Origin of the sequence: Pantoea endophytica (assembly GCF_002858935.1) — a bacterium.
Classification (GTDB): domain Bacteria; phylum Pseudomonadota; class Gammaproteobacteria; order Enterobacterales; family Enterobacteriaceae; genus Pantoea; species Pantoea leporis.
This window is the reverse complement of sequence record NZ_PJRT01000031.1, coordinates 217,500-240,342: the sequence shown is the minus strand read 5'-3', so window position 1 is coordinate 240,342 and position 22,843 is coordinate 217,500. Positions and strand designations below refer to the sequence as shown.

21 protein-coding genes are annotated in these 22,843 nt (G+C 55.4%); 13 read left to right on the top strand and 8 right to left on the bottom strand.

Annotated elements, in window-relative coordinates; translation table 11 throughout:
• Entirely contained in the window at positions 1-1,239 is a 1,239-nt protein-coding gene (locus PZBJ_RS19780) for an MFS transporter (RefSeq protein WP_101763904.1), read from the top strand.
• Between the two features lie 171 nt (positions 1,240-1,410).
• Here PZBJ_RS19780 and yieH read toward each other — a convergent pair whose 3' ends face one another.
• Positions 1,411-2,073, bottom strand: a complete 663-nt coding sequence (gene yieH, locus PZBJ_RS19775; RefSeq protein WP_101763903.1) for a 6-phosphogluconate phosphatase — start codon at positions 2,071-2,073, stop codon at positions 1,411-1,413.
• Positions 2,074-2,224: 151 nt separating this feature from the next.
• On the opposite strand from yieH, the gene PZBJ_RS19770 reads away from it, so the two are divergent.
• Positions 2,225-3,538: an NCS2 family permease gene (locus tag PZBJ_RS19770; RefSeq protein WP_101763902.1), complete on the top strand. Its 1,314-nt coding sequence runs from the start codon at positions 2,225-2,227 to the stop codon at positions 3,536-3,538.
• A 28-nt stretch (positions 3,539-3,566) separates the two neighbouring features.
• Here PZBJ_RS19770 and PZBJ_RS19765 read toward each other — a convergent pair whose 3' ends face one another.
• Positions 3,567-4,313, bottom strand: a complete 747-nt coding sequence (locus PZBJ_RS19765) for a 4'-phosphopantetheinyl transferase family protein (RefSeq protein WP_101763901.1) — start codon at positions 4,311-4,313, stop codon at positions 3,567-3,569.
• 294 nt (positions 4,314-4,607) lie between these two features.
• On the opposite strand from PZBJ_RS19765, the gene PZBJ_RS19760 reads away from it, so the two are divergent.
• The gene (locus PZBJ_RS19760; protein WP_101763900.1) at positions 4,608-5,117 is read left to right on the top strand and encodes a flavin reductase family protein; all 510 of its coding nucleotides are present in this window, start codon (positions 4,608-4,610) and stop codon (positions 5,115-5,117) included.
• A gap of 46 nt (positions 5,118-5,163) precedes the next feature.
• Here PZBJ_RS19760 and PZBJ_RS19755 read toward each other — a convergent pair whose 3' ends face one another.
• The 6 genes from PZBJ_RS19755 to rpmH all read right to left on the bottom strand — a co-directional run bounded on the left by PZBJ_RS19755 (position 5,164) and on the right by rpmH (position 9,792).
• Positions 5,164-5,754 carry a malonic semialdehyde reductase gene (locus PZBJ_RS19755; RefSeq protein ID WP_101763899.1) on the bottom strand — a complete coding sequence of 197 codons (591 nt, stop codon included), beginning with the start codon at positions 5,752-5,754 and terminating at the stop codon, positions 5,164-5,166.
• A gap of 192 nt (positions 5,755-5,946) precedes the next feature.
• Positions 5,947-7,311 carry a tRNA uridine-5-carboxymethylaminomethyl(34) synthesis GTPase MnmE gene (gene mnmE / locus PZBJ_RS19750; RefSeq protein WP_008105304.1) on the bottom strand — a complete coding sequence of 455 codons (1,365 nt, stop codon included), beginning with the start codon at positions 7,309-7,311 and terminating at the stop codon, positions 5,947-5,949.
• 96 nt (positions 7,312-7,407) lie between these two features.
• A complete protein-coding gene (gene yidC, locus PZBJ_RS19745) occupies positions 7,408-9,054 on the bottom strand; it encodes a membrane protein insertase YidC (RefSeq protein ID WP_101763898.1) in 1,647 nt (548 codons plus the stop codon).
• 2 nt (positions 9,055-9,056) lie between these two features.
• A complete protein-coding gene (gene yidD / locus PZBJ_RS19740) occupies positions 9,057-9,314 on the bottom strand; it encodes a membrane protein insertion efficiency factor YidD (RefSeq protein ID WP_007893564.1) in 258 nt (85 codons plus the stop codon).
• Complete coding sequence (gene rnpA / locus PZBJ_RS19735; RefSeq protein WP_036648555.1) at positions 9,278-9,637, bottom strand: ribonuclease P protein component; 360 nt, start codon at positions 9,635-9,637, stop codon at positions 9,278-9,280. Before rnpA ends, yidD begins: the two co-directional genes overlap by 37 nt.
• Positions 9,638-9,651: 14 nt before the next feature.
• Positions 9,652-9,792, bottom strand: coding sequence for a 50S ribosomal protein L34 (gene rpmH / locus PZBJ_RS19730; protein WP_003849659.1), 141 nt, complete (start codon positions 9,790-9,792; stop codon positions 9,652-9,654).
• 602 nt (positions 9,793-10,394) lie between these two features.
• On the opposite strand from rpmH, the gene dnaA reads away from it, so the two are divergent.
• The 10 genes from dnaA (at position 10,395) to PZBJ_RS19680 (ending at position 22,740) form a co-directional block, all read left to right on the top strand.
• Positions 10,395-11,795: a chromosomal replication initiator protein DnaA gene (gene dnaA, locus PZBJ_RS19725; protein WP_101763897.1), complete on the top strand. Its 1,401-nt coding sequence runs from the start codon at positions 10,395-10,397 to the stop codon at positions 11,793-11,795.
• A 5-nt stretch (positions 11,796-11,800) separates the two neighbouring features.
• Positions 11,801-12,901, top strand: coding sequence for a DNA polymerase III subunit beta (dnaN, locus tag PZBJ_RS19720; RefSeq protein ID WP_008105300.1), 1,101 nt, complete (start codon positions 11,801-11,803; stop codon positions 12,899-12,901).
• A gap of 167 nt (positions 12,902-13,068) precedes the next feature.
• The gene (recF, locus tag PZBJ_RS19715; protein ID WP_101763896.1) at positions 13,069-14,154 is read left to right on the top strand and encodes a DNA replication/repair protein RecF; all 1,086 of its coding nucleotides are present in this window, start codon (positions 13,069-13,071) and stop codon (positions 14,152-14,154) included.
• A 17-nt stretch (positions 14,155-14,171) separates the two neighbouring features.
• Complete coding sequence (gyrB, locus tag PZBJ_RS19710) at positions 14,172-16,577, top strand: DNA topoisomerase (ATP-hydrolyzing) subunit B (RefSeq protein WP_101763895.1); 2,406 nt, start codon at positions 14,172-14,174, stop codon at positions 16,575-16,577.
• 170 nt (positions 16,578-16,747) lie between these two features.
• A complete protein-coding gene (yidA, locus tag PZBJ_RS19705) occupies positions 16,748-17,557 on the top strand; it encodes a sugar-phosphatase (protein WP_101763894.1) in 810 nt (269 codons plus the stop codon).
• Between the two features lie 260 nt (positions 17,558-17,817).
• The gene (locus PZBJ_RS19700; RefSeq protein WP_101763893.1) at positions 17,818-18,516 is read left to right on the top strand and encodes a FadR/GntR family transcriptional regulator; all 699 of its coding nucleotides are present in this window, start codon (positions 17,818-17,820) and stop codon (positions 18,514-18,516) included.
• Positions 18,513-19,391 (top strand): 2-dehydro-3-deoxygalactonokinase, encoded by an 879-nt coding sequence (locus tag PZBJ_RS19695; protein WP_101763892.1) that lies wholly within the window; start codon positions 18,513-18,515, stop codon positions 19,389-19,391. Before PZBJ_RS19700 ends, PZBJ_RS19695 begins: the two co-directional genes overlap by 4 nt.
• Positions 19,375-19,992, top strand: coding sequence for a 2-dehydro-3-deoxy-6-phosphogalactonate aldolase (locus PZBJ_RS19690; protein WP_061719996.1), 618 nt, complete (start codon positions 19,375-19,377; stop codon positions 19,990-19,992). Before PZBJ_RS19695 ends, PZBJ_RS19690 begins: the two co-directional genes overlap by 17 nt.
• Complete coding sequence (gene dgoD, locus PZBJ_RS19685) at positions 19,989-21,137, top strand: galactonate dehydratase (RefSeq protein ID WP_007893527.1); 1,149 nt, start codon at positions 19,989-19,991, stop codon at positions 21,135-21,137. The genes PZBJ_RS19690 and dgoD overlap by 4 nt, the downstream gene beginning before the upstream one ends.
• Before the next feature lie 307 nt (positions 21,138-21,444).
• Entirely contained in the window at positions 21,445-22,740 is a 1,296-nt protein-coding gene (locus tag PZBJ_RS19680) for an MFS transporter (protein WP_101763891.1), read from the top strand.
• Positions 22,741-22,843 lie beyond the last annotated feature (103 nt).

The window sequence follows — 22,843 nt, the reverse complement described above, 5'->3', positions numbered from 1 at the left end:
ATGTCTTCCCCAACTCCTAAAAAACAAGCCATTACACCGGCGAAAGCCATGGTGGCGGCTATCAGCGGCTACGCGATGGACGGATTTGATCTGCTGATTCTTGGTTTTATGCTGCCGGCGATCAGCGTCTCGCTGGCGCTCGATCCTTCTCAGGCCGGTTCGCTGGTCACCTGGACACTGATTGGCGCGGTGATCGGCGGCATCGTGTTTGGCCATCTCAGCGATCGTTATGGCCGCATCCGTATCCTTACCGTTACTATTCTGGTGTTCTCGGTATTCACTGGCCTGTGCGCCGTGGCGCAGGGTTATTGGGATCTGCTGGTGTACCGCACGCTGGCGGGCGTGGGATTGGGCGGCGAGTTCGGCATCGGCATGGCGCTGATTGCCGAAGCCTGGCCGAAAGAGAAGCGCAACCGCGCCTCGGCGTGGGTGGGCATTGGCTGGCAGCTCGGTGTGCTGCTGGCGGCCTTTATCACGCCGCCGCTGCTGAGCGTGATTGGCTGGCGCGGCATGTTCCTCGTCGGTTTGCTGCCGGCGCTGGTCTCCTTTGTGATTCGCCGCAGCATGGGCGAGCCGGAGAGCTTTACCCGCCACGTGGAGAAAACGCCGCAGCTCTCGTTTGGCGCACGTCTTAAATTGCTGTTTGCCGATCGCGCCACCAGCAAAGCCAGCCTGGGGATTTTCATTCTCTGCTCGGTGCAGAACTTTGGTTACTACGGATTGATGATTTGGATGCCGAGCTATCTGTCGTCCAGCTTCGGTTTCAGCCTGACCAAATCAGGCTTGTGGACCGCGGTGACGGTGGTGGGCATGACGTTCGGCATCTGGCTGTTTGGCGTGCTGGCCGATCGCTTCGCGCGCTGGAAAATCTTCCTGCTGTATCAGTTCGGCGCGGTGGTGATGGTGGTGGTGTATGCTCAGCTGCGTGATCCTACGGTGATGCTGTTTACCGGCGCGCTGATGGGGATGTTTGTGAACGGCATGATCGGCGGCTACGGCGCGCTGATTTCCGATACTTTCCCACCGCAGGCGCGCGCAACAGCGCAGAACGTGTTGTTTAATTTGGGGCGTGGCGTGGGCGGATTTGGTCCATTAGTGATTGGCCTGCTGGCGACCAATATCTCTTTCACCGCGGCGATCACGCTGCTGGCGCTGATTTATCTGCTGGATATCGCCGCCACGCTGTTCCTGCTGCCGAAGAAGCAGAGCAACGAGGATTCGTTAGGGGCGATTGGCTGATTTGGATTGTGCTGGCTGTCCCCCTCCTCGGTCCTCCCCCATGAATGGGGGAGGAAGATGCTGCAATATGTGGGTTGGGAGTTGCATGTGGCAGCATCTCCTTCCCCCATTCATGGGGGAAGGCCGGGATGGGGGACAGCCAGCACGAACCGAGGAGGGGGAAAACGAGCTCTACCCCACCAAATCCCAGCCACGCGCGCGCCACAAATCCGGCAACTGCGCCATATCATCAAAGCGCGTCACCAGCGGATGATCGAGTTCGGGATTGTGCGCATCGGCGCAGTAGTAAAACACCGGAATCCCGGCCGCGATCCCGGCACGCGCGCCCGCTTCGGAATCATCCACCAGAATGCACTTCTCAATCGGCACCTGCATCTGCTCGGCGGCGTGATACATCAATTCCGGATCCGGCTTCCAGTGGTTAATGTCATACCCGCTGTACAGCTTGCCATCGAGATACGGCAGCATGCCGGTCAATCCCAGCGAATGCTGCATCTTCTTCACCGTGCCGTTTGAAACCACACACATCGGCACGTTGACACTTTCCACCAGCGCTTTGGCACCGGTAATTGGCTTCAAATCGAGATCAAACAATCTAGCCACTTCGGCGCGATAGGCGGTTTCCACTTCTTCGAGCGGCAGTTCAACCTGATGTTCGGCCGCCACATCGCGGATGATGTCGTAGAGCTTTACCCCTTTATACTGCTCAAACATCTGTTGCAGAGAGCGTTCAATACCGTAGCGGGCAAAGGTGTTGACGTAAGCTTGCGTACAGATCACTTCGCTGTCGACCAGCGTGCCGTCGCAATCAAAAAAAATACATTCCACCGACATCGCACATCATCCTTTTGTTAAACAATAAGCTGACACTCTAGCGCACTGAGCGTAGAAAGCGACCCTGAGCAACCGGTTGCGAAAAATCAGTGTTTTGCCACGCTAAACTCTATAGGATACGCGGCGATAAATTTTTTAGCGGAACAGTGGAATGACTAATCAGGGCCTTTTGCAGCGCATCTTTAAACTGCAGGAACACGGAACCACCGTGCGTACCGAAGTGATTGCCGGTTGCACGACTTTCCTGACGATGGTGTACATCGTTTTCGTTAACCCGCAAATTCTCGGTGTAGCGGGCATGGATACGCAGGCAGTGTTTGTTACTACCTGCTTGATTGCCGCGTTCGGCAGTATTCTGATGGGGCTGGTGGCGAATCTGCCGGTAGCTCTGGCACCGGCGATGGGCCTGAACGCCTTCTTCGCCTTTGTGGTGGTCGGGGCCATGGGATACTCGTGGCAGATTGGTATGGGCGCGATTTTCTGGGGCGCGCTGGGTCTGCTGATCCTCACGCTGCTGCGCGTGCGTTACTGGATGATTGCCAACATTCCGCTCAGCCTGCGTGTTGGCATCACCGCTGGTATTGGTCTGTTTATCGCCATGATGGGGCTGAAAAACGCCGGAATTATCGTGCCAAACGCCGATACCATTGTAGCTGTGGGTAATCTGACCTCGCACAGCGTGCTGCTTGGGGCGCTGGGTTTCTTCATCATCGCAATTCTGGCTTCCCGCAATATCCATGCGGCGGTGCTGGTGTCGATTGTGGTGACGACCGCGCTGGGCTTGATCATTGGCGATGTGAAATTCAGCGGCGTGTTCGCCGCTCCGCCAGCGATCACTTCTGTTGTGGGCCAGGTTGATATCAAAGGCGCGTTCAACATCGGCATGGCCGGGGTGATCTTCTCCTTTATGCTGGTGAATCTGTTCGACTCCTCCGGCACGCTGATTGGCGTGACCGATAAAGCCGGGCTGACTGACGAGAAAGGCACTTTCCCACGCATGAAGCAGGCGCTGTACGTTGATAGCATCAGTTCGGTGACCGGTTCGCTGATTGGTACCTCATCGGTAACCGCCTACATTGAAAGTTCGTCCGGCGTGGCGATCGGCGGTCGTACCGGCCTGATGGCGGTGATCACCGGGATTCTGTTCCTGCTGGTGATGTTCCTGTCACCGCTGGCGGCGATGGTGCCGTCCTATGCGGCGGCGGGTGCGCTGATTTACGTTGGCGTATTGATGACGGCGTCGCTGTCACGCGTGCAGTGGGACGATCTCACCGAAGCGGTGCCAGCGTTTGTTACTGCGGCGATGATGCCGTTCAGCTTCTCGATCACGGAAGGTATCGCGCTGGGTTTTATCTCTTACTGCGTGATGAAGTTGGGAACCGGCCGCTGGCGTGAAATCAGCCCGTGCGTGGTGGTGGTCGCGCTACTGTTCGTGCTGAAAATCGTCTTTATCGATGCCCACTAAACAGTAAAGGCCGCTGATGCGGCCTTTTTTACGGATGTCCCATCTCATGCGGCGTGACCAAACTGGTCAGGCGCAGCGTATGCGGCCCGATATTGGGTTTACTCATCTCGACATCGCGCAGCGCTTGCCACTGCTGCGAGCCATCAATCTCCCACAGATGTAAGCGTTCGGTGCCGGGCGACAGCGCGCACGACCACACCAGCGTGGGCTCAGCATCACACACCGCCTGAATATCGGGGAACACGGTGGAACGCAGCCGACCGGCCGCAGGATGCAAACGCAGTGAATCAATACCGCTATCGGTTTCGCCGGTGAGCTTGAGAATGCTTTGGCGCAGCGTCCAGATTTGCGTCAGCGCTTCCATAAAATCCTGCTGCGCGTTGATCCATGCTTTTTCGCCGGAGGAGAGATCCTGTGTCAGCATATCCTGTGTTTGGCGACTGTGTGCGCGCACAATTTCCATATCCAGTCCGGCGCGGCCGCCTTCTTCGGCCAGCAGCACACCGATAGTGTTTCCGGCGTAGGAGATGCTGAAATCGGGCAGGTTGGCATCGGCAAAACAGGGGCGTCCGCTGCTGCTGGTCGTTAGCGCGGGGAGTTCGCGGATACCGTAGACGCGTAACATCAGCTGAGCCAGCAGTTCGCGTGCGGCGAGAAAGCGTCCGCGACGCTTGTCAGCGAAGCGCTGAGCGCTGTTGATTACTTCTTGTGGCACCCGCATGTTCTCAGAAGAAAAGGGCGGATTACCTATCCAACGTACAAAATGACTAGCCATCTGTCGCTCCATGAAAATGGTCGAATAATCATCAGTGCTATTGTAAGAATTTTCTCATGGGTTTGCATCCGGCTTAAGATGGAATAGGCGATATTTCAGATAAGGACGAAGCCATGCGGCAATCCCATTTGGCAACTTTGCATAGAACGCTTTTGCAGAAACCTGCCGGATTGAGTGCCTAACTGTGTGATGTGGTGTAGGATTTGGGCAGTAAAACAGCACATCAAAGTGCGCTAACTCTTCATTCATCTGCCCATTGTGCGCATTGTTAAAACAGGCACGTCGGAGTTTTTTATGTCAGATACCGCTATTTCTCGCCAGGAATCGATCTCGCTTGATGAGTTTCGTCACGGCATGCGTCGCTTAACCGCGGGTGTTTCTCTGGTTACCACCGAATTTCAGGGCGAAAAGCTGGGGCTGATTGCCACGTCGGTCAGTTCGCTTGCGGCTGAGCCACCCAGCCTGCTGGTGTGCGTGAATCGTAGCGCGTCCAGTCATGATGCTTTTATCGCAGCCGGCCATTTTGCCGTTAACGTGCTGCGTGAACAGCATGATGACTTATGTGCCCAGTTCAGCCAATCCTCACGCCGCGCCGAGCGTTTTCAAAACGGTACGTGGCAGACGCTGAATACCGGCGCGCCGATTCTGGCTGATGCGCTGGTGAGTTTTGATTGCCAGCTGGAGAAGGTAGTGGAGTGGAACACGCACAGCGTGCTGCTGGCGCGTATCGTGGGCATTGCTCTGCCAGGTGAAGCGGCAGAGCCGATGATCTACTTCAACAGCGGCTTCCATTCACTGGGATAACCGCTTGAAACGGGCGTCGTGGGCTAAGCCCGACGCCTTTTCTCAATCAGGCAAAGGTGCTGGCTTCATCAAAGCCGAGACGCGGCAGACGCGCATGCAGTTTGCTGGCTTCGCCATAGCCGAGATTGATCAGTAAGTTCACCTGCCATTTGCTCTCGCTAAAGAAGGCGTCGTTCACTTTTGACGGATCGAAACCGGACATCGGGCCGGCATCCAGGCCCAGCGAACGCGCGGCCAGAATCAAATAACCTGCCTGCAAGCTGCTGTTACGGAACGCGGTCTCTTTCGCCAGATCCGGGCTGCTGGTAAACCAGCTGCGCGCATCACCATGCGGGAACAGCTTCGGCAGCGCTTCGTAGAACTCAGGATCCCACGCCACGATCACCGTTACCGGAGCGGACATGGTTTTGTCGACGTTGCCGGAGGAGAGCGCGGGTTTCAGCTTCTCTTTACCTTCCTGCGATGTCACAAACACAAAACGGCCCGGCGAGCAGTTAGCCGAGGTTGGACCCAGCGCGGTCAGGTGATAGAGCTGCTCCAGCACCTCCCGAGAAACCGGTTTGTCCTGCCAATAGCTGTGGGTGCGGGCTTCAATGAACAGCGTGTTCAGCGCCACGCTGTCGAGCGATGTACTCATGTTTCTCTCCTGTGCAGGCAGCAACTTGCGCCCAATATTTAGCATGAATAATGAATGTACCCAGCAGGACCTGTTCGCCGGGCAATGATCGTTATACTGCAAAGGCGTGGGAGAGCCAAATAACAAAGACGCATGTCTACCGGGCGCCAGATGCGCGTGAATGCGCACCCGACATGAGAACGCCGCAGGCCATTACTTACCAATACAGAAACTGGAGAAAATTCTGCCCAGCAAATCGTCGGAGGTGAATTCACCGGTGATTTCGCTCAGCGCCTGCTGCGCTAACCGTAACTCTTCTGCCAGTAATTCGCCGGCCCACGCACCTAACAGCTGATGCTTGCCCTGCTGCAAGTGGGTTGCGGCTAACTCCAGTGCTTGCAGATGGCGGCGGCGGGCGAGGAATCCGCCTTCCATATTGCCGGCAAATCCCATGCTCTGTTTCAGGTGATCGCGCAGCGCTTCCACACCTTCACCGGTGCGCGCCGAGAGACGAATCAGTGAGTGACCGTTCACTTCAGTGAGACCCAGCACTTCGCCGGTCATATCCGCTTTGTTACGCACCACGGTAATTGGCAGCGCTTCCGGCAAACGGGCAACAAAATCTGGCCAGATGGCGGCGGCTTCAGTCGCGTCTGTGGTGGTGCCATCGACCATAAACAGCACGCGGTCGGCCTGCTCGATCTCCTGCCACGCGCGTTCAATACCAATGCGCTCGACCTCGTCGCTGGCTTCACGTAAACCGGCAGTATCGATGATGTGCAGCGGCATGCCGTCAATATGGATATGCTCGCGCAGGACGTCGCGCGTGGTGCCAGCGATATCAGTCACAATCGCCGCTTCGCGTCCGGCTAAGGCATTCAGCAGGCTCGATTTTCCGGCATTGGGACGACCGGCAATCACCACTTTCATCCCTTCACGTAGCAGGCTGCCCTGACGCGCTTCGGCACGCACGCCGTCGAGGTCGCCGATCACCACATTGAGCTGTGCTTCAATTTTTCCGTCGGAAAGGAAATCGATCTCCTCATCCGGGAAGTCGATGGCCGCTTCCACATAGATGCGCAGGTGAGTAAGTGCTTCCACAAGTGCGTTGATGCGCAGGGAAAACGCGCCCTGCAGCGAGTTTACCGCCGAGCGGGCGGCTTGCTCTGAGCTGGCATCGATTAGATCGGCAATCGCTTCGGCTTGCGCCAAATCGAGCTTGTCGTTAAGGAAGGCGCGTTCGGAGAATTCACCTGGTTGCGCAATGCGTAAGCCGGGCAGCGCCACGATGCGCTTGAGCAGCAGGTCGAGAATCACCGGGCCGCCGTGGCCTTGCAGCTCCAGAACATCTTCACCGGTGAAGGAGTTCGGGCCAGGAAACCACAGCGCAATGCCCTGATCCAGCACGCTGCCATCGGCGTCGGTAAAGGGCAGATAGTCGGCATAGCGCGGCTTTGGCAGCTTGCCAAGCACGGCTTGCGCTACCTCAGCGGCTTTGGCGCCGGAGATACGCAGAATGCCAACGCCGCCACGGCCGGGAGGCGTCGCCTGGGCAACGATAGTGTCGCTGTGGCTCATGATTCCACCTTAAACTTTTAGGGTATTAATAAATAAAAATAGGGCGACATAAATGTCGCCCTTTGATTATACGCTGCTGCTGGTTGCAGTCAGGCGTTATGCTTTCTTCTTGTCGCGGCTATGCAGACCACGTTTTTCCAGGCCGCGATAAATCAGCTGCTGCTGGAGAATGGTCACCAGATTGCTGACGATGTAGTACAGCACCAGACCTGATGGGAACCACAGGAAGAACACGGTGAAGATCACCGGCATGTAGGTCATGATCTTCTGCTGCATCGGATCGGTCACGGTGGTCGGTGACATCTTCTGAATGAAGAACATGGTGATACCCATGATGATCGGCAGAATGTAGTACGGATCCTGCGCTGACAGGTCATGAATCCACAGAATAAACGGCGCATGACGCAGTTCAACCGAGCCTGACAGCATGTAGTACAAGGCCAGGAAGATTGGCATCTGGATAACCAGTGGCAGACAGCCGCCCAGCGGGTTCACTTTCTCCGCCTTATACAGCGCCATCATTTCCTGGCTCTGTTTCTGCTTATCATCACCCAGACGTTCACGCATCGCCTGAATCTTTGGCTGCAGCATACGCATCTTCGCCATGGAGGTGTACTGCGCTTTGGTCAGCGGGTACATGATGCCACGCACGATGAAGGTGATAACGATAATGGAGAAGCCCCAGTTACCGATAAAGCTGTGGATGAACTTCAGCAGCTTAAACAGCGGCTGCGAGATGAACCACAACCAACCGTAATCCACGGTCAGATCCAGGTGAGGCGCGATGGCTGCCATCTGGTCCTGAATTTCCGGGCCTACCCACAGCGTTGCGCCGAGATCTTGCTGTGCGCCTGCGCCAACGGTCACAGGAGCAGATTTGTAGCCAATTGCCGCTACGCCATTGCCGAGGTTAGTGGTGTACAGCGTGTTATTACCCTGCGTGCGCGGCACCCAGGCGGTAGCAAAGTACTGCTGCAGCATCGCCACCCAACCATTGCTGGTGGTGGTGTTCAGGTTCTCGTTATCCGCGATGGTGTCGAATTTATATTTTTCGTATTTCGCATCGCTGGTTGAGTACGCTGCGCCACGGAAGGTGTGCAGAGCAAAGTTGTTGCTGCCGGTATCGCGATGCTTAGGCACCTCGATGGTCTGCTTCAGCTGACCAAACATCGACACTTCCAGCGGCTGCTGAGTGGTGTTGTTGATGTTGTAGTCAACGTTTACCGCATACTCACCGCGCTTGAAGACGAAAGTCTTGGTGTAAACCACGCCGTTTTCACCGGTCCAGGTCAACGGTACGCGCAGTTCGCTCTGGCCATCTGCCATCACGAAGCTATCTTGCGAAGTGGTATACAGCGGACGTGCGCCATTGTTCGGGTTATCCGGGCCGTTGCGGCCAGTTAAGCCACTCTGCGCCTGATAAACGAAGGCCGGTGTAGTTTCAAGCAGCTGGAACGGTGCATCTGAACCCAGTTTGTCCGGGTAAGTCAGCAGCTGAGCCTGCTCAATATCGCCACCACGCGTATTGATGTTGAGTGACAGGACATCTGTCTTAACGGTGATCGTTTTGCCCTGTCCGCTAGCCGGCACGCCGGAAGTGGCGGCATCACCCGCTGCGCTGTTTGTGTTTTGCGTGGTCTGGGTTTGCTGTGGCTGCGGAGCGTGGTCCGTCTGCCAGGCTTGCCAGATCATAAAAGACACGAACAGAAAAGCGATGAGAAAGAGATTGCGTTGCGAATCCATCGTTAATGTTCTCTGGTATCAAAGGTTTTTGGCGGCACAGGATCGTCACCACCCGGGTTCAAAGGGTGGCATTTTAATACGCGTTTTATCGTCAACCAACTGCCTTTTACAACGCCAAAGCGGCGCAAGGCCTCAATCCCATACTGCGAACAGGTGGGATGGAACCGGCAATGAGGTCCCAGCAGTGGGCTGATGGCGCGTTGATAAACGCGTATCAGGGCAATCAGGAGCCGCGAGCCAGGCGACAGTGACGACGCCATAGTTTCTCCAACGCTTCCGTCAGCGCACGGTTATCCAGGTCAGCAATCCCTTTTTTAGCCACGATCACAAAATCCATTGCAGGGAGCTCATGTTGACGCAGACGAAAGCTTTCGCGGGTCAATCGCTTGATCCGGTTGCGTTCATGGGCGCGTTTTACATGTTTTTTTGCGACGGTGAGACCGATGCGGGGATGCCCCAGCGCGTTAAGTCGGCCGAGTATGGTGATTTGCGGCGTACCGGCTCGTTGTGGCTGCTGGAAGACGAAAGTGAAATGAGTGGGAGTTAACAAACGTAACTCCCTGGGAAATGCGAGCTTAACCACGAGGGTTAGCTTTATTACTTAGAAACGGTCAGACGAGAACGGCCTTTAGCACGACGACGTGCCAGAACCTGACGACCATTTTTTGTTGCCATACGAGCACGGAAACCGTGTGAACGGTTGCGCTTCAGTACGGACGGTTGAAAAGTGCGTTTCATGGCGATTTCTACCTAAACTTGAAAATTTTCACTGGGTGACGCGTTTTCGGGCCAGTAAATCGACCAACGCCTCAATGTGTCTTTAATAAAGAGGCGGGATTGTAATAATTGTACAGTCCAGAGTCAATTCACTTCGCTGGTCGCGGCACCTGGAAACCCAGATACAGCCCGCTGATTCCGGGCATCAAGGCTTCACGCAATAATGCCGGGTGGGGAATTATACGGGCTGTGGGTTAAAGCGCAAGGATCGCGCAGGATCTTCTTGCGATCAGTTTGCAGATTTGCTGCACGGAAACGAGAGCTTGCCAGAAAAATTAACGCTTTCAGCCACATTAACGCTGGCTTTTTTCGCAGAAAGCGTAAACTCATTATCACTTCAGTAGCCTGTGGATAAATTGGATCAAAACTGTGTAGAAAGGGAAGATCTCTGTGCAGCTTTACGTTATGATCCGCCCTTCCGCTGACGATCCTCGCTGCGATCGCCGGGGAAGACTACCGCGAATAGCGGTCGCAGGCGCTTTCCAACCGTCTGTGTCTAAAAATTACGTTTCTATTTATTAGCGCCTAAAATTCTTATCGATTTTGTACGAGTGGAGTCCGCCGTGTCACTTACGCTTTGGCAACAGTGTCTTGCCCGTTTGCAGGATGAGCTTCCTGCCACCGAATTCAGCATGTGGATTCGTCCGCTGCAAGCTGAATTAAACGACAATACGCTGACCTTGTATGCACCAAATCGGTTTGTACTCGACTGGGTTAGAGATAAATATCTCAATAGTATCAATGGGCTGCTGAATGAATTCTGCGGTGCAAATGTGCCGTTACTGCGTTTCGAAGTTGGTACGCGCCCTGCAGCACAGGTCACCACTAACCAACCGGCGATGGCCAGTTACAATGCGCCCGCGCCGATCGAAAATCGTCCGGCACCCGCGCAAATTTTGCGTCCAAGTTGGGATTCCGTTCCCGCACCGGCCGATGTGACTTACCGCTCCAATGTGAATAACCGTCATAACTTCGACAACTTCGTTGAAGGTAAATCGAACCAGCTGGCGCGCGCGGCGGCACGTCAGGTGGCGGATAATCCTGGCGGCGCTTATAACCCACTGTTCCTTTATGGCGGCACCGGCCTGGGTAAAACTCACCTGTTGCACGCGGTGGGTAACGGCATTATTGCGCGCAAGCCTAATGCCAAAGTGGTGTACATGCACTCTGAGCGTTTTGTGCAGGACATGGTTAAAGCCTTGCAGAACAACGCCATTGAAGAGTTTAAGCGTTACTACCGCTCGGTTGATGCGCTGCTAATTGATGACATTCAATTCTTTGCCAATAAAGAGCGCTCGCAGGAAGAGTTCTTCCATACCTTCAACGCGCTGCTGGAAGGCAATCAACAGATCATCCTGACCTCGGATCGCTATCCAAAAGAGATCAACGGCGTAGAAGATCGCCTGAAATCACGTTTTGGTTGGGGTTTAACGGTGGCGATCGAGCCGCCTGAACTGGAAACGCGTGTCGCGATCCTGATGAAGAAAGCCGATGAAAACGATATTCGCCTGCCGGGTGAAGTCGCCTTCTTTATTGCTAAGCGTTTGCGTTCTAATGTCCGCGAGCTGGAAGGCGCGCTGAACCGCGTGATTGCCAACGCGAACTTTACCGGTCGCGCGATTACCATCGATTTCGTGCGCGAAGCGCTGCGCGATCTGCTGGCGCTGCAGGAAAAGCTGGTCACCATCGATAATATTCAGAAAACGGTGGCCGAGTATTACAAAATTAAAGTGGCGGATTTGCTGTCGAAACGCCGTTCGCGTTCGGTAGCGCGTCCGCGCCAGATGGCGATGGCGATGGCGAAAGAGCTCACCAATCACAGCTTGCCGGAGATTGGCGATGCGTTTGGTGGTCGCGACCATACCACCGTGCTTCACGCTTGCCGTAAAATTGAGCAGCTGCGTGAAGAGAGCCACGACATTAAAGAAGATTTCTCTAACCTCATTCGAACACTATCTTCCTGACGCATATGAAATTTATTGTAGAACGTGAGCAGTTACTGAAGCCACTGCAACAGGTTAGCGGTCCACTTGGCGGACGCCCGACGCTGCCAATCCTCGGAAATTTACTGCTGCAAGTAAGCGAAGGCTCGCTGCGCTTGACCGGTACCGATCTGGAAATGGAAATGGTAGCCCGTGTTGCGCTGACGCAGCCACACGAGCCGGGCGCCACCACGGTTCCTGCGCGTAAATTCCTCGATATTTGCCGCGGTTTGCCGGAAGGCGCTGAAATCAGCCTGACGCTGGAAGGCGACAGAATGCTGGTGCGTTCTGGCCGCAGCCGTTTCTCGCTGTCAACGCTGCCCGCCAGCGACTTCCCGAATCTGGATGACTGGCAGAGCGAGGTGGAATTCACCTTGCCGCAGGCGACGCTAAAACGCCTGATTGAAGCCACGCAGTTCTCAATGGCGCATCAGGATGTGCGTTATTACCTCAACGGTATGCTGTTCGAAACCGAAGGCGAAGAGTTGCGTACCGTCGCCACCGATGGTCACCGCCTTGCAGTGTGCTCCATGCCGATTGGTCAGGCGCTGCCGAACCATTCGGTGATCGTGCCGCGTAAAGGGGTGATTGAGCTGATGCGTTTGCTCGACGGTGGCGAAACGCCGCTGCAGGTGCAAATCGGCAGCAGCAACATCCGCGCACACGTTGGCGACTTTATCTTTACGTCGAAGCTGGTTGATGGCCGTTTCCCGGATTATCGCCGCGTATTGCCGAAGAATCCCGACAAAGCGCTGGAAGCCGGCTGTGATATTTTAAAACAGGCGTTTGCGCGTGCGGCGATTCTCTCGAATGAGAAATTCCGCGGTGTTCGCATCTACATCACCGAAAATCAGCTCAAGATCACGGCGAATAACCCAGAGCAGGAAGAAGCGGAAGAGATGCTGGATGTCTCTTACAACGGCACCGATCTGGAGATTGGCTTCAACGTCAGTTACGTGCTGGATGTGTTGAATGCGCTCAAGTGCGAGAACGTGCGTTTGCTGCTGACCGATGGCGTATCGAGCGTGCAGATTGAGGATGTGGCCAGTCCGGCTGCAGCCTACGTCGTGATGCCAATGCGTTTATAAATATCGGCCTGGCTTACTTGCCATTCTGGTCCCGGGCAGTGCTCGCCCTTGGTCACATACTTCAGTATGCTCCCAAGTTCTGCGCGCTGGCCGTAACCAGACTGGCTGCGCCGCCGACGGCCTGGATCTCAAATGTTAGGTAAAATCCCCCTCTCGCTGGATTCGTTATGGCTTTAACCCGCCTCCTGATTAAAGATTTTCGCAATATCGAGCAGGCCGATCTGGCTTTGGCGCCGGGGTTTAATTTCCTTGTCGGTGCCAACGGCAGCGGTAAAACCAGCGTGCTGGAGGCGATTTACACGCTGGGGCACGGTCGCGCATTTCGCAGTTTGCAAGCGGGCCGCGTGATTCGTCACGATCAGGACGCCTTTGTGTTGCACGGCCGCATTGAAGGCAGCGAACGTGAAATGTCGGTCGGTCTGACCAAGAATCGCGCTGGCGACAGCAAAGTGCGTATTGATGGCAGCGATGGTCACAAAGTCGCCGAGTTGGCGCAGCTGCTGCCGATGCAACTGATTACGCCGGAAGGATTTACCCTGCTCAATGGCGGTCCAAAATACCGTCGTGCCTACATCGATTGGGGCTGCTTTCACGCCTCGCCTGGTTTTTTCCATGCCTGGAGCAATTTGCGTCGCCTGCTGAAGCAGCGCAATGCGGCGCTGCGTCAGGTTTCGCGCTACAGCCAGATTCGTCCCTGGGATCAGGAACTGGTGCCGCTGGCCGAACAGATCAGCGCCTGGCGCGCCGAATACAGCGCGGCGATTTCCCGCGAGATCATCGCCACCTGCGGTCAGTTTTTACCGGAGTTTGCGTTGACGTTCTCTTTCCAGCGCGGCTGGGATAAAGAGAGCGACTACGCCGAACTGCTGGAACGCAATTTCGAGCGCGACCGCGCGCTCACGTATACCGCCAGCGGCCCGCATAAAGCCGATTTTCGCATTCGTGCTGAGGGCACGCCGGTGGAAGATTTACTCTCACGCGGCCAGTTAAAACTGCTGATGTGCGCGCTGCGCTTAGCGCAGGGTGAATACCTGACGCGCAGCAGCGGACAACGCTGTTTGTATTTGATTGATGACTTTGCCTCAGAGCTGGATGACACCCGTCGTCGGCTGTTAGCTGAACGCCTAAAAGCCACGCAGGCTCAAGTATTTGTCAGCGCCATTGGTGTCGAGCATGTAATCGACATGAGTGATGAAAAGGGCAAGATGTTCCGCGTGGAACAGGGTAAAATAGTGGTTCAACCTGAAGATTAAATGAGCGAGAAACGTTGATGTCGAATTCTTATGACTCCTCAAGTATCAAAGTCCTGAAAGGGCTTGATGCGGTACGCAAACGCCCGGGTATGTACATCGGCGATACGGATGACGGCACCGGTCTGCATCACATGGTATTCGAAGTCGTGGATAACGCAATCGACGAAGCGCTCGCCGGTCACTGTAGTGATATTACCGTTACTATTCATGCAGATAACTCTGTTTCGGTGCAAGATGATGGTCGTGGTATTCCTACCGGCATTCACCCGGAAGAGGGCGTCTCTGCTGCTGAAGTGATCATGACCGTCCTGCACGCAGGCGGTAAATTTGATGATAACTCATATAAAGTTTCCGGTGGTCTGCATGGCGTTGGCGTTTCAGTCGTAAACGCCCTGTCGCAGAAGCTGGAACTGACCATTCGCCGTGAAGGCAAAGTGCATCAGCAGGTTTATCAGCACGGTGTGCCGCAGGCACCGCTGGCGGTGTCCGGTGATACCGATGCAACCGGTACTCGCGTGCGTTTCTGGCCGAGCTACGAAACCTTCACCAATGTGATTGAGTTTGAGTACGAAATCCTGGCGAAACGCCTGCGTGAACTGTCGTTCCTGAACTCTGGTGTCTCGATTCGTCTGGAAGACAAACGCGACGGCAAGAACGATCATTTCCACTACGAAGGCGGCATCAAGGCGTTCGTAGAGTATCTCAACAAGAACAAAACCCCGATTCACCCAACGGTGTTCTACTTCTCGACGGAGAAAGATGGCATTGGCGTGGAAGTGGCGCTGCAGTGGAACGATGGTTTCCAGGAAAACATCTACTGCTTCACCAACAACATTCCACAGCGCGACGGCGGTACGCACCTGGCGGGCTTCCGTGCGGCAATGACGCGTACGCTGAATGCCTACATGGATAAAGAAGGCTACAGCAAAAAAGCCAAAGTCAGTGCGACCGGTGACGATGCGCGTGAAGGCCTGATTGCAGTGGTTTCCGTGAAAGTGCCGGATCCGAAATTCTCTTCTCAGACCAAAGATAAGCTGGTCTCTTCTGAAGTGAAATCGGCGGTTGAGCAGCAGATGAACGAACTGCTGGCGGAATACCTGCTGGAAAACCCGTCTGACGCGAAAATCGTGGTTGGCAAAATCATCGATGCAGCGCGTGCGCGTGAAGCTGCCCGCCGTGCTCGTGAGATGACGCGCCGCAAAGGCGCGCTGGATTTGGCCGGTCTGCCGGGCAAACTGGCCGACTGTCAGGAGCGCGATCCGGCGCTGTCTGAAATCTACCTGGTGGAGGGTGACTCTGCAGGCGGATCAGCCAAACAGGGTCGTAATCGTAAGAATCAGGCGATTCTGCCGCTGAAGGGTAAAATCCTGAACGTGGAGAAAGCGCGTTTCGACAAGATGCTCGCTTCGCAGGAAGTTGCCACGCTGATCACCGCGCTGGGCTGTGGTATCGGCCGTGACGAATACAATCCGGACAAACTGCGTTATCACAGCATCATCATCATGACCGATGCGGACGTCGACGGCTCGCACATTCGTACGCTGCTGTTGACCTTCTTCTACCGTCAGATGCCAGAAATCGTCGAACGTGGTCACGTCTATATTGCGCAGCCGCCACTGTACAAAGTGAAGAAAGGCAAGCAAGAACAGTATATTAAAGACGACGAAGCGATGGATCAGTATCAGATTTCCATCGCCCTCGACGGCGCAACGCTGCACACCAACGCCAGCGCACCGGCGTTAGGCGGCCAGCCGCTGGAAACGCTGGTGGCGGATTTCAACGGCACGCAGCGCATGATCAAACGTATGGAGCGCCGTTTCCCTACGGCTCTGCTGCGCGGCCTGATCTACCATCCGACCTTAAGCGACCTCAGCGATGAAGCCGCTGTAAAAGGCTGGATCGACGGTTTAGTGGCGTATCTGACCGAACGTGAAGCACACGGCAGCAGCTATCTGGCCCATGTCCGCGCCAACCATGAGCAGAAGTTTGAACCGGTGCTGCGTGTGCGCACGCACGGCGTTGATACCGATTATCCGCTGGATAGCGAATTCATCGATGGACCGGAATACCGCAAAATCTGTGCGCTGGGCGAGCAGCTGCGTGGCCTGATCGAAGAAGATGCCTATATCGAACGTGGCGAACGTCGTCAGCCGGTCACCAGCTTCGAGCAGGCGATTGAGTGGCTGGTGAAAGAGTCGCGTCGCGGTCTGTCAGTCCAGCGTTATAAAGGTTTGGGTGAGATGAACCCAGAGCAGCTGTGGGAAACCACCATGGATCCCGATAGCCGCCGCATGTTGCGCGTGACCATCAAGGATGCGATTGCTGCCGATCAGCTGTTCACCACCTTGATGGGCGATGCGGTAGAACCGCGCCGCGCCTTCATCGAAGAGAATGCGCTGAAAGCCGCCAACATCGATATCTAATCGACACGTCAACACGTAAAAACCCTTCCCTGGTGGAAGGGTTTTTTATTTTCCGCCCGGCAAAACGCGCAAAGCCCGCTGCGGTAAAAAATCTGAATGGGGCGCGAAACTGGTCAATGTGAGCTGAATCGCGCTAGCATTGATCAAAACCCTGACTCAATGAGGACGTTATGGCTATAAAACTGGTTGCAATCGATATGGACGGCACGCTGCTCAATCCGCAGCACGAGATCACGCCTGCCGTTAAATCGGCCATTGAACGCGCACATAAAAAAGGTGTGATGGTGGTGCTCACCACCGGCCGTCCGTTTGTCGGTATTCAGCGCTATCTGATGGAGCTGAATCTGGTTGATGAAGGCCAATATTGCATCAGCTATAACGGTGCGCTGGTGCATCGCGCTAATGATGGCGAGTGCGTCGCGGAAATCACCTTGGGTTTCGACGACTATCTGTATATCGAACAGCTGGCGCGCGATCTTGGCGTCCACTTCCAGGCCTTCGATAAATCTTTCCTTTATACGCCGAACAAAGACATCAGTGAGTTCACCATCCACGAAGCGAGCCTGACCGGCATTCCGGTGCGCTATCGTTCTGTGGAAGAGATGGATCGCGCCACGCGTTTCCCTAAGCTGATGATGATCGATAAGCCCGATCTGCTGGATTCTGCCATACAGCGCTTGCCGCAGCGGGCACGCGACAACTACACCATTCTCAAAAGCGCACCTTATTATCTCGAAATCCTCGATGCCCGCGTGAATAAAGGGCAAGGCGTGAAAATGCTGGCTGAGAAGCTCGGCCTGGCGCGTGAAGAGGTGATGGCGATTGGCGATCAGGAAAACGATCTGGCGATGATTGAGTATGCAGGAACCGGCGTAGCAATGGGCAATGCGATTGATTCCGTGAAGAAAATCGCGCAGTTCATTACCAAAACCAACATGGAACACGGCGTAGCGCACGCCATTGAAGAGCTGGTGCTGTAAACCCTCGTTATTCCTCGTCACGCTGTTTTTAGGTCGCCATACATGGCGACACTTCAAATCTCACCAAGCCTTCATAAGGTCGCCATTTATGGCGACCTTATCGCGTTATGACACATGACTTGTCTATTTTGTGATCCACATTGTAGTACAACTTGGATTAATGGTACTACAATCGACAACGCAGGTCAGGGCGGCCGTTAGGCTTCGCCAGGCGAAAGCAGTAATCTGATGCGTACCTGCCTTTCACTGAATGGAACATCATGACGCAAGAACAACTAAGCAAAACAGAGCGCATCATCCTGACGCTGGGTGAAGAGATTGTGGCCGGCAAGTTTGTGCCGGGCGCGGCGTTACCCGCGGAAGCTGAGCTGTGTGAACGCTTCGGCACCTCGCGCAATATCATCCGCGAAGTGTTTCGCTCGCTGATGGCGAAACGCTTGATGGAGATGAAACGCTATCGTGGCGCGTTCGTCACGCCGCGCAATCACTGGAACTATCTGGATAGCGACGTATTGCAGTGGGCGCTGGCGCACGATCAGGACCCGCGTCTGATTGCCGCCATGAACGAAGTGCGTGTGCTGGTCGAGCCGCAGATTGCACGCTGGTCTGCCGAGCGCGCCACCTCAAGCGATCTGGCTGCGATTGAACTGGCGTACAACGACATGGTGGCCAACCATCTCAATCGTGATGCCTTTAATGAAGCGGATATCCGCTATCACGAAGCGGTGCTGAATTCGGTACACAATCCGGTGCTGCAGCAGCTCAACGTGGCGATCAGCCAGCTGCAAAAAGCGGTGTTCGCGCAAACTTACATGGCGGACGAAGGCAACATGCCGCGTACGCTTGCCGAACATAAAGCGCTGTTTGATGCCATTCGTCATCAGGATGGCGATGCTGCCGAGCAGGCGGCGAAAGCGATGATTGCCAGCTCAACGGCGCGACTCAAGGAGATTATGTGACCAGCTATATCGCGATTGATTGGGGCTCAACCAACCTGCGCGCCTGGCATTACCAAGCCGGCGTTTGCATCGATGAGCGTCGTTCGGAAGCCGGCGTCACGCGCCTGGGCGATCGCACACCAGCCGAGGTGTTTGCCAGCGTCACCGCAGGTTGGCCAGTCGATGACGTGCCGGTGGTGATGGCGGGCATGGTAGGCAGCAATGCCGGCTGGCTGTCGGTGCCCTATCTCTCCTGCCCGGTGGCGCTGTGCGACATCGCTAGCCGCCTGACGCGCGTCGAGGATAAAGCGTGGATCGTGCCGGGATTGAGCGTCGAACGTGCCGACAACTACAACGTGATGCGCGGTGAAGAGACGCAGCTGCTTGGCGCGCTGGAACTGCAGCCTGCGCCGCTCTATGTGATGCCAGGCACGCACGCCAAATGGGTGCAGATGGAACAGGATCGCGTGCTGGATTTCCGCACCGTGATGACCGGCGAACTGCATCATCTGCTGCTCAAACAGTCGCTGGTTGGCGCAGGTTTACCCGAACAGCAAGAGAACGCGGCGGCTTTCCGCGCAGGTGTGCAAGTCGGCAGCAACGATGCCTCGATTCTGTCGCGCCTGTTTGAAGTGCGTGCTTCACACGTACTCGGCGCGCGCGATCGCCGCCATATCAGCGACTTTCTTTCAGGCTTGCTGATTGGTCACGAAGTGGCGCTGATGACGCAACAGGCCGACGCCGCAAGCCAACCGATCACCATTATTGCCGGTAGCGCGCTGGCGCAACGTTATCAGCAGGCGCTGCAGTTTATCGGCATGGATTCAGTCACGCTGGAAGGCGATCGTGCTTTCCAGCACGGAATAAGGAGTATTGCGAATGTCCTGGCAAACTAAAGTCCCGCTGATCGCCATTCTGCGCGGCATCACGCCGGATGAAGCCGAAGCGCACGTTGGCGCGCTGATTGAAGCGGGTTTCGATGCGATTGAAATCCCGCTCAACTCGCCGGAGTGGGCGAAAAGCATCGGCGCGATGGTGAAAACCTTCGGCGATAAAGCGCTGATTGGCGCCGGTACGGTGCTGAATCCGGCGCAGGTCGATGAGTTGGCGACGCTGAACAGCAAATTGGTTGTCACACCGAACACCGATGCTGCGGTGATCCGCCAGGCGGTCGCCAAAGGGATGATCGTTGCCGCCGGTTGCGCTACCGCGACAGAAGCGTTCACCGCCTTACAGGCCGGTGCGCAGGCGCTGAAAATTTTCCCATCGTCAGCCTTTGGTCCGGGCTACATCAAAGCGCTGAAAGCGGTGCTGCCGCCAGAGGTGCCGGTGTTTGCCGTGGGCGGCGTGACGCCGGAAAACCTGCATGAATTTATGGCCGCAGGCTGCATTGGCGCGGGCTTAGGCAGCGATCTCTATCGCGCCGGTCAACCGCTGTCACGCACTGTGGAACAAGCTCGCGCATTTATTGCTGCATATAAGGACGCTGTACGATGAAAATTACCAAACTGACCACTTATCGCCTGCCGCCGCGCTGGATGTTCCTGAAAATCGAAACTGACGAAGGCATCGTTGGCTGGGGCGAACCGGTGATTGAAGGCCGCGCGCGCAGCGTGGAAGCGGCGGTGCATGAGCTGTCGGAATACCTGATTGGTCAGGATCCAGCGCGCATCAACGACTTATGGCAGGTGATGTATCGCGGCGGCTTCTATCGCGGCGGCCCGATCCTGATGAGCGCCATCGCCGGTATCGATCAGGCGTTGTGGGATATCAAAGGCAAAGCGCTCGGCGTGCCGGTTTATCAACTGCTTGGCGGATTAGTGCGTGACAGCATCAAAGCCTACAGCTGGGTGGGCGGCGATCGTCCGGCCGATGTGATTGATGGCATCAAGAAACTGCGCACCATCGGTTTTGATACCTTCAAACTCAACGGCTGCGAAGAGATGGGCATTATCGATAACGCGCGCAAAGTCGATGACGCGGTGAATACCGTGGCGCAAATTCGTGAAGCCTTCGGTAAAGAGATTGAATTTGGCCTCGATTTCCACGGCCGCGTCAGCGCGCCAATGGCAAAAGTGCTGATCAAAGAGCTGGAGCCGTATCGCCCGCTGTTTATCGAAGAGCCGGTGCTGGCGGAGCAGGCGGAATATTATCCGCGTCTGGCGGCGCAGACTCATATTCCGATCGCCGCTGGCGAACGCATGTTCTCGCGCTTCGAGTTCAAACGCGTGCTGGAAGCGGGTGGACTGGCGATTCTGCAACCGGATCTGTCACACGCGGGCGGTATCACCGAGTGCTACAAAATTGCCGCGATGGCCGAATCTTACGATGTGGCGCTGGCGCCTCACTGTCCGCTCGGCCCAATTGCGCTGGCTGCGTGCCTGCACGTTGACTTCGTGTCACGCAATGCGGTGTTCCAGGAGCAAAGCATGGGGATTCACTATAATCAGGGCGCTGAACTGCTCGATTACGTGATCAATAAAGACGATTTTAAAATGGATGATGGTCATTTCTATCCGTTAAATAAACCGGGCCTCGGCGTGGAAATTAACGAAGAGCTGGTGATCGAGCGCAGTAAAAATGCCCCTGACTGGCGTAATCCATTATGGCGATTCCCGGACGGTTCAGTCGCTGAATGGTAAATACCCGTCATAATTCAAGCTGCAGATGCGTTGGCTGCGCTCATTCACCCCAGTCACTTACTAGTGTAAGCTCCGGGGGATTCATTCGTTTGCCGCCTTTCTGCAACTCGAATTCTTTAGGGTATTAAATTTTATTAAATCTCGATAATTATATGCCGGTGAAATAAGGCATAGGGCTGCGTTCAGCCTGTTTCCCGGCACAGCTTATTTACCGCTGACGCGGTTTTACCTTTGATATCGCTACCCTACATTTGCCGGGGCGTGCTCTGTCGTGCCCAAACGGCAAAACCGATTACGGAGAAACACCATGGATCTCTCTGCTGTTCACGCCAAACCGACGCGCCGTCGTTATATCACTCTGCTGATGATATTTATTACGGTGGTCATTTGTTATGTCGATCGCGCTAATTTAGCCGTCGCTTCCGCGCATATTCAGGAAGAGTTCGGTATTACTAAAGCGCAAATGGGTTATGTATTTTCGGCCTTTGCCTGGTTATATACGTTATGCCAGATTCCCGGCGGCTGGTTCCTTGATCGCGTGGGTTCACGCTTAACCTATTTTATTGCCATCTTTGGCTGGTCGGTTGCGACGTTATTGCAGGGTTTTGCCACCGGCTTATTATCATTAATTGGTCTGCGTGCGATTACCGGCATATTTGAAGCGCCGGCTTTCCCGACCAATAACCGGCTGGTGACCAGCTGGTTCCCGGAGCAAGAGCGCGCTTCCGCCGTCGGCTTCTACACGTCCGGTCAGTTTGTTGGTCTGGCGTTCCTCACGCCCTTGCTGATCTGGATTCAGGAACTGCTGAGCTGGCATTGGGTCTTCATTATTACCGGCGGCATCGGCATCATCTGGTCGTTCATCTGGATTAAGTTCTATCAGGCACCCAGCCAAAGCAAAGGCATCAATAAAGCCGAGCTGGATTACATCCGTGAAGGTGGCGCGATGGTGGATGGCGATGCGCCGAGCGAAAAGAAAGCCCGCACCAAACTTACCGCCGCCGACTGGAAACTGGTGTTCCACCGCAAGCTGTGCGGCGTCTATCTTGGCCAGTTCGCCGTCACATCCACGCTGTGGTTCTTCCTGACCTGGTTCCCGAACTATCTGACGCAGGAAAAACATATCGCGGCGCTCACCGCGGGCTTCATGACCACCGTGCCCTTCCTCGCGGCATTCGTTGGCGTGATTCTCTCGGGTATCGTCGCCGATCGTCTGGTGCGCAGTGGCCGTTCGCTCGGCTTTGCGCGCAAAACGCCGATCATCTGCGGTCTGCTGATCTCCACCTGCATCATGGGCGCGAACTACACCAACGATCCGATATGGATTATGACGCTGATGGCGATCGCCTTCTTCGGCAACGGCTTCGCCTCAATTACCTGGTCGCTGGTCTCCTCGCTGGCACCGGTGCGCCTGATTGGTTTGACGGGCGGCATGTTTAACTTTGTTGGCGGCTTGGGTGGCATCACCGTGCCGCTGGTGGTGGGTTATCTGGCGCAGGATTACGGCTTTGCACCGGCGCTGGTGTATATCTCGGCGGTGGCGCTGATTGGCGCGCTCTCCTACATCCTGCTGGTCGGTGATGTAAAACGCGTAGGTGAATAAATTCGCGCGATGAATCGCGCCGCTACAAATACGGGCACAATCCGTAGCGGCGCCGTTCATTGCGCAATCAACCGCGGCGAAATTGCTGCTTCTCACTGCAGAA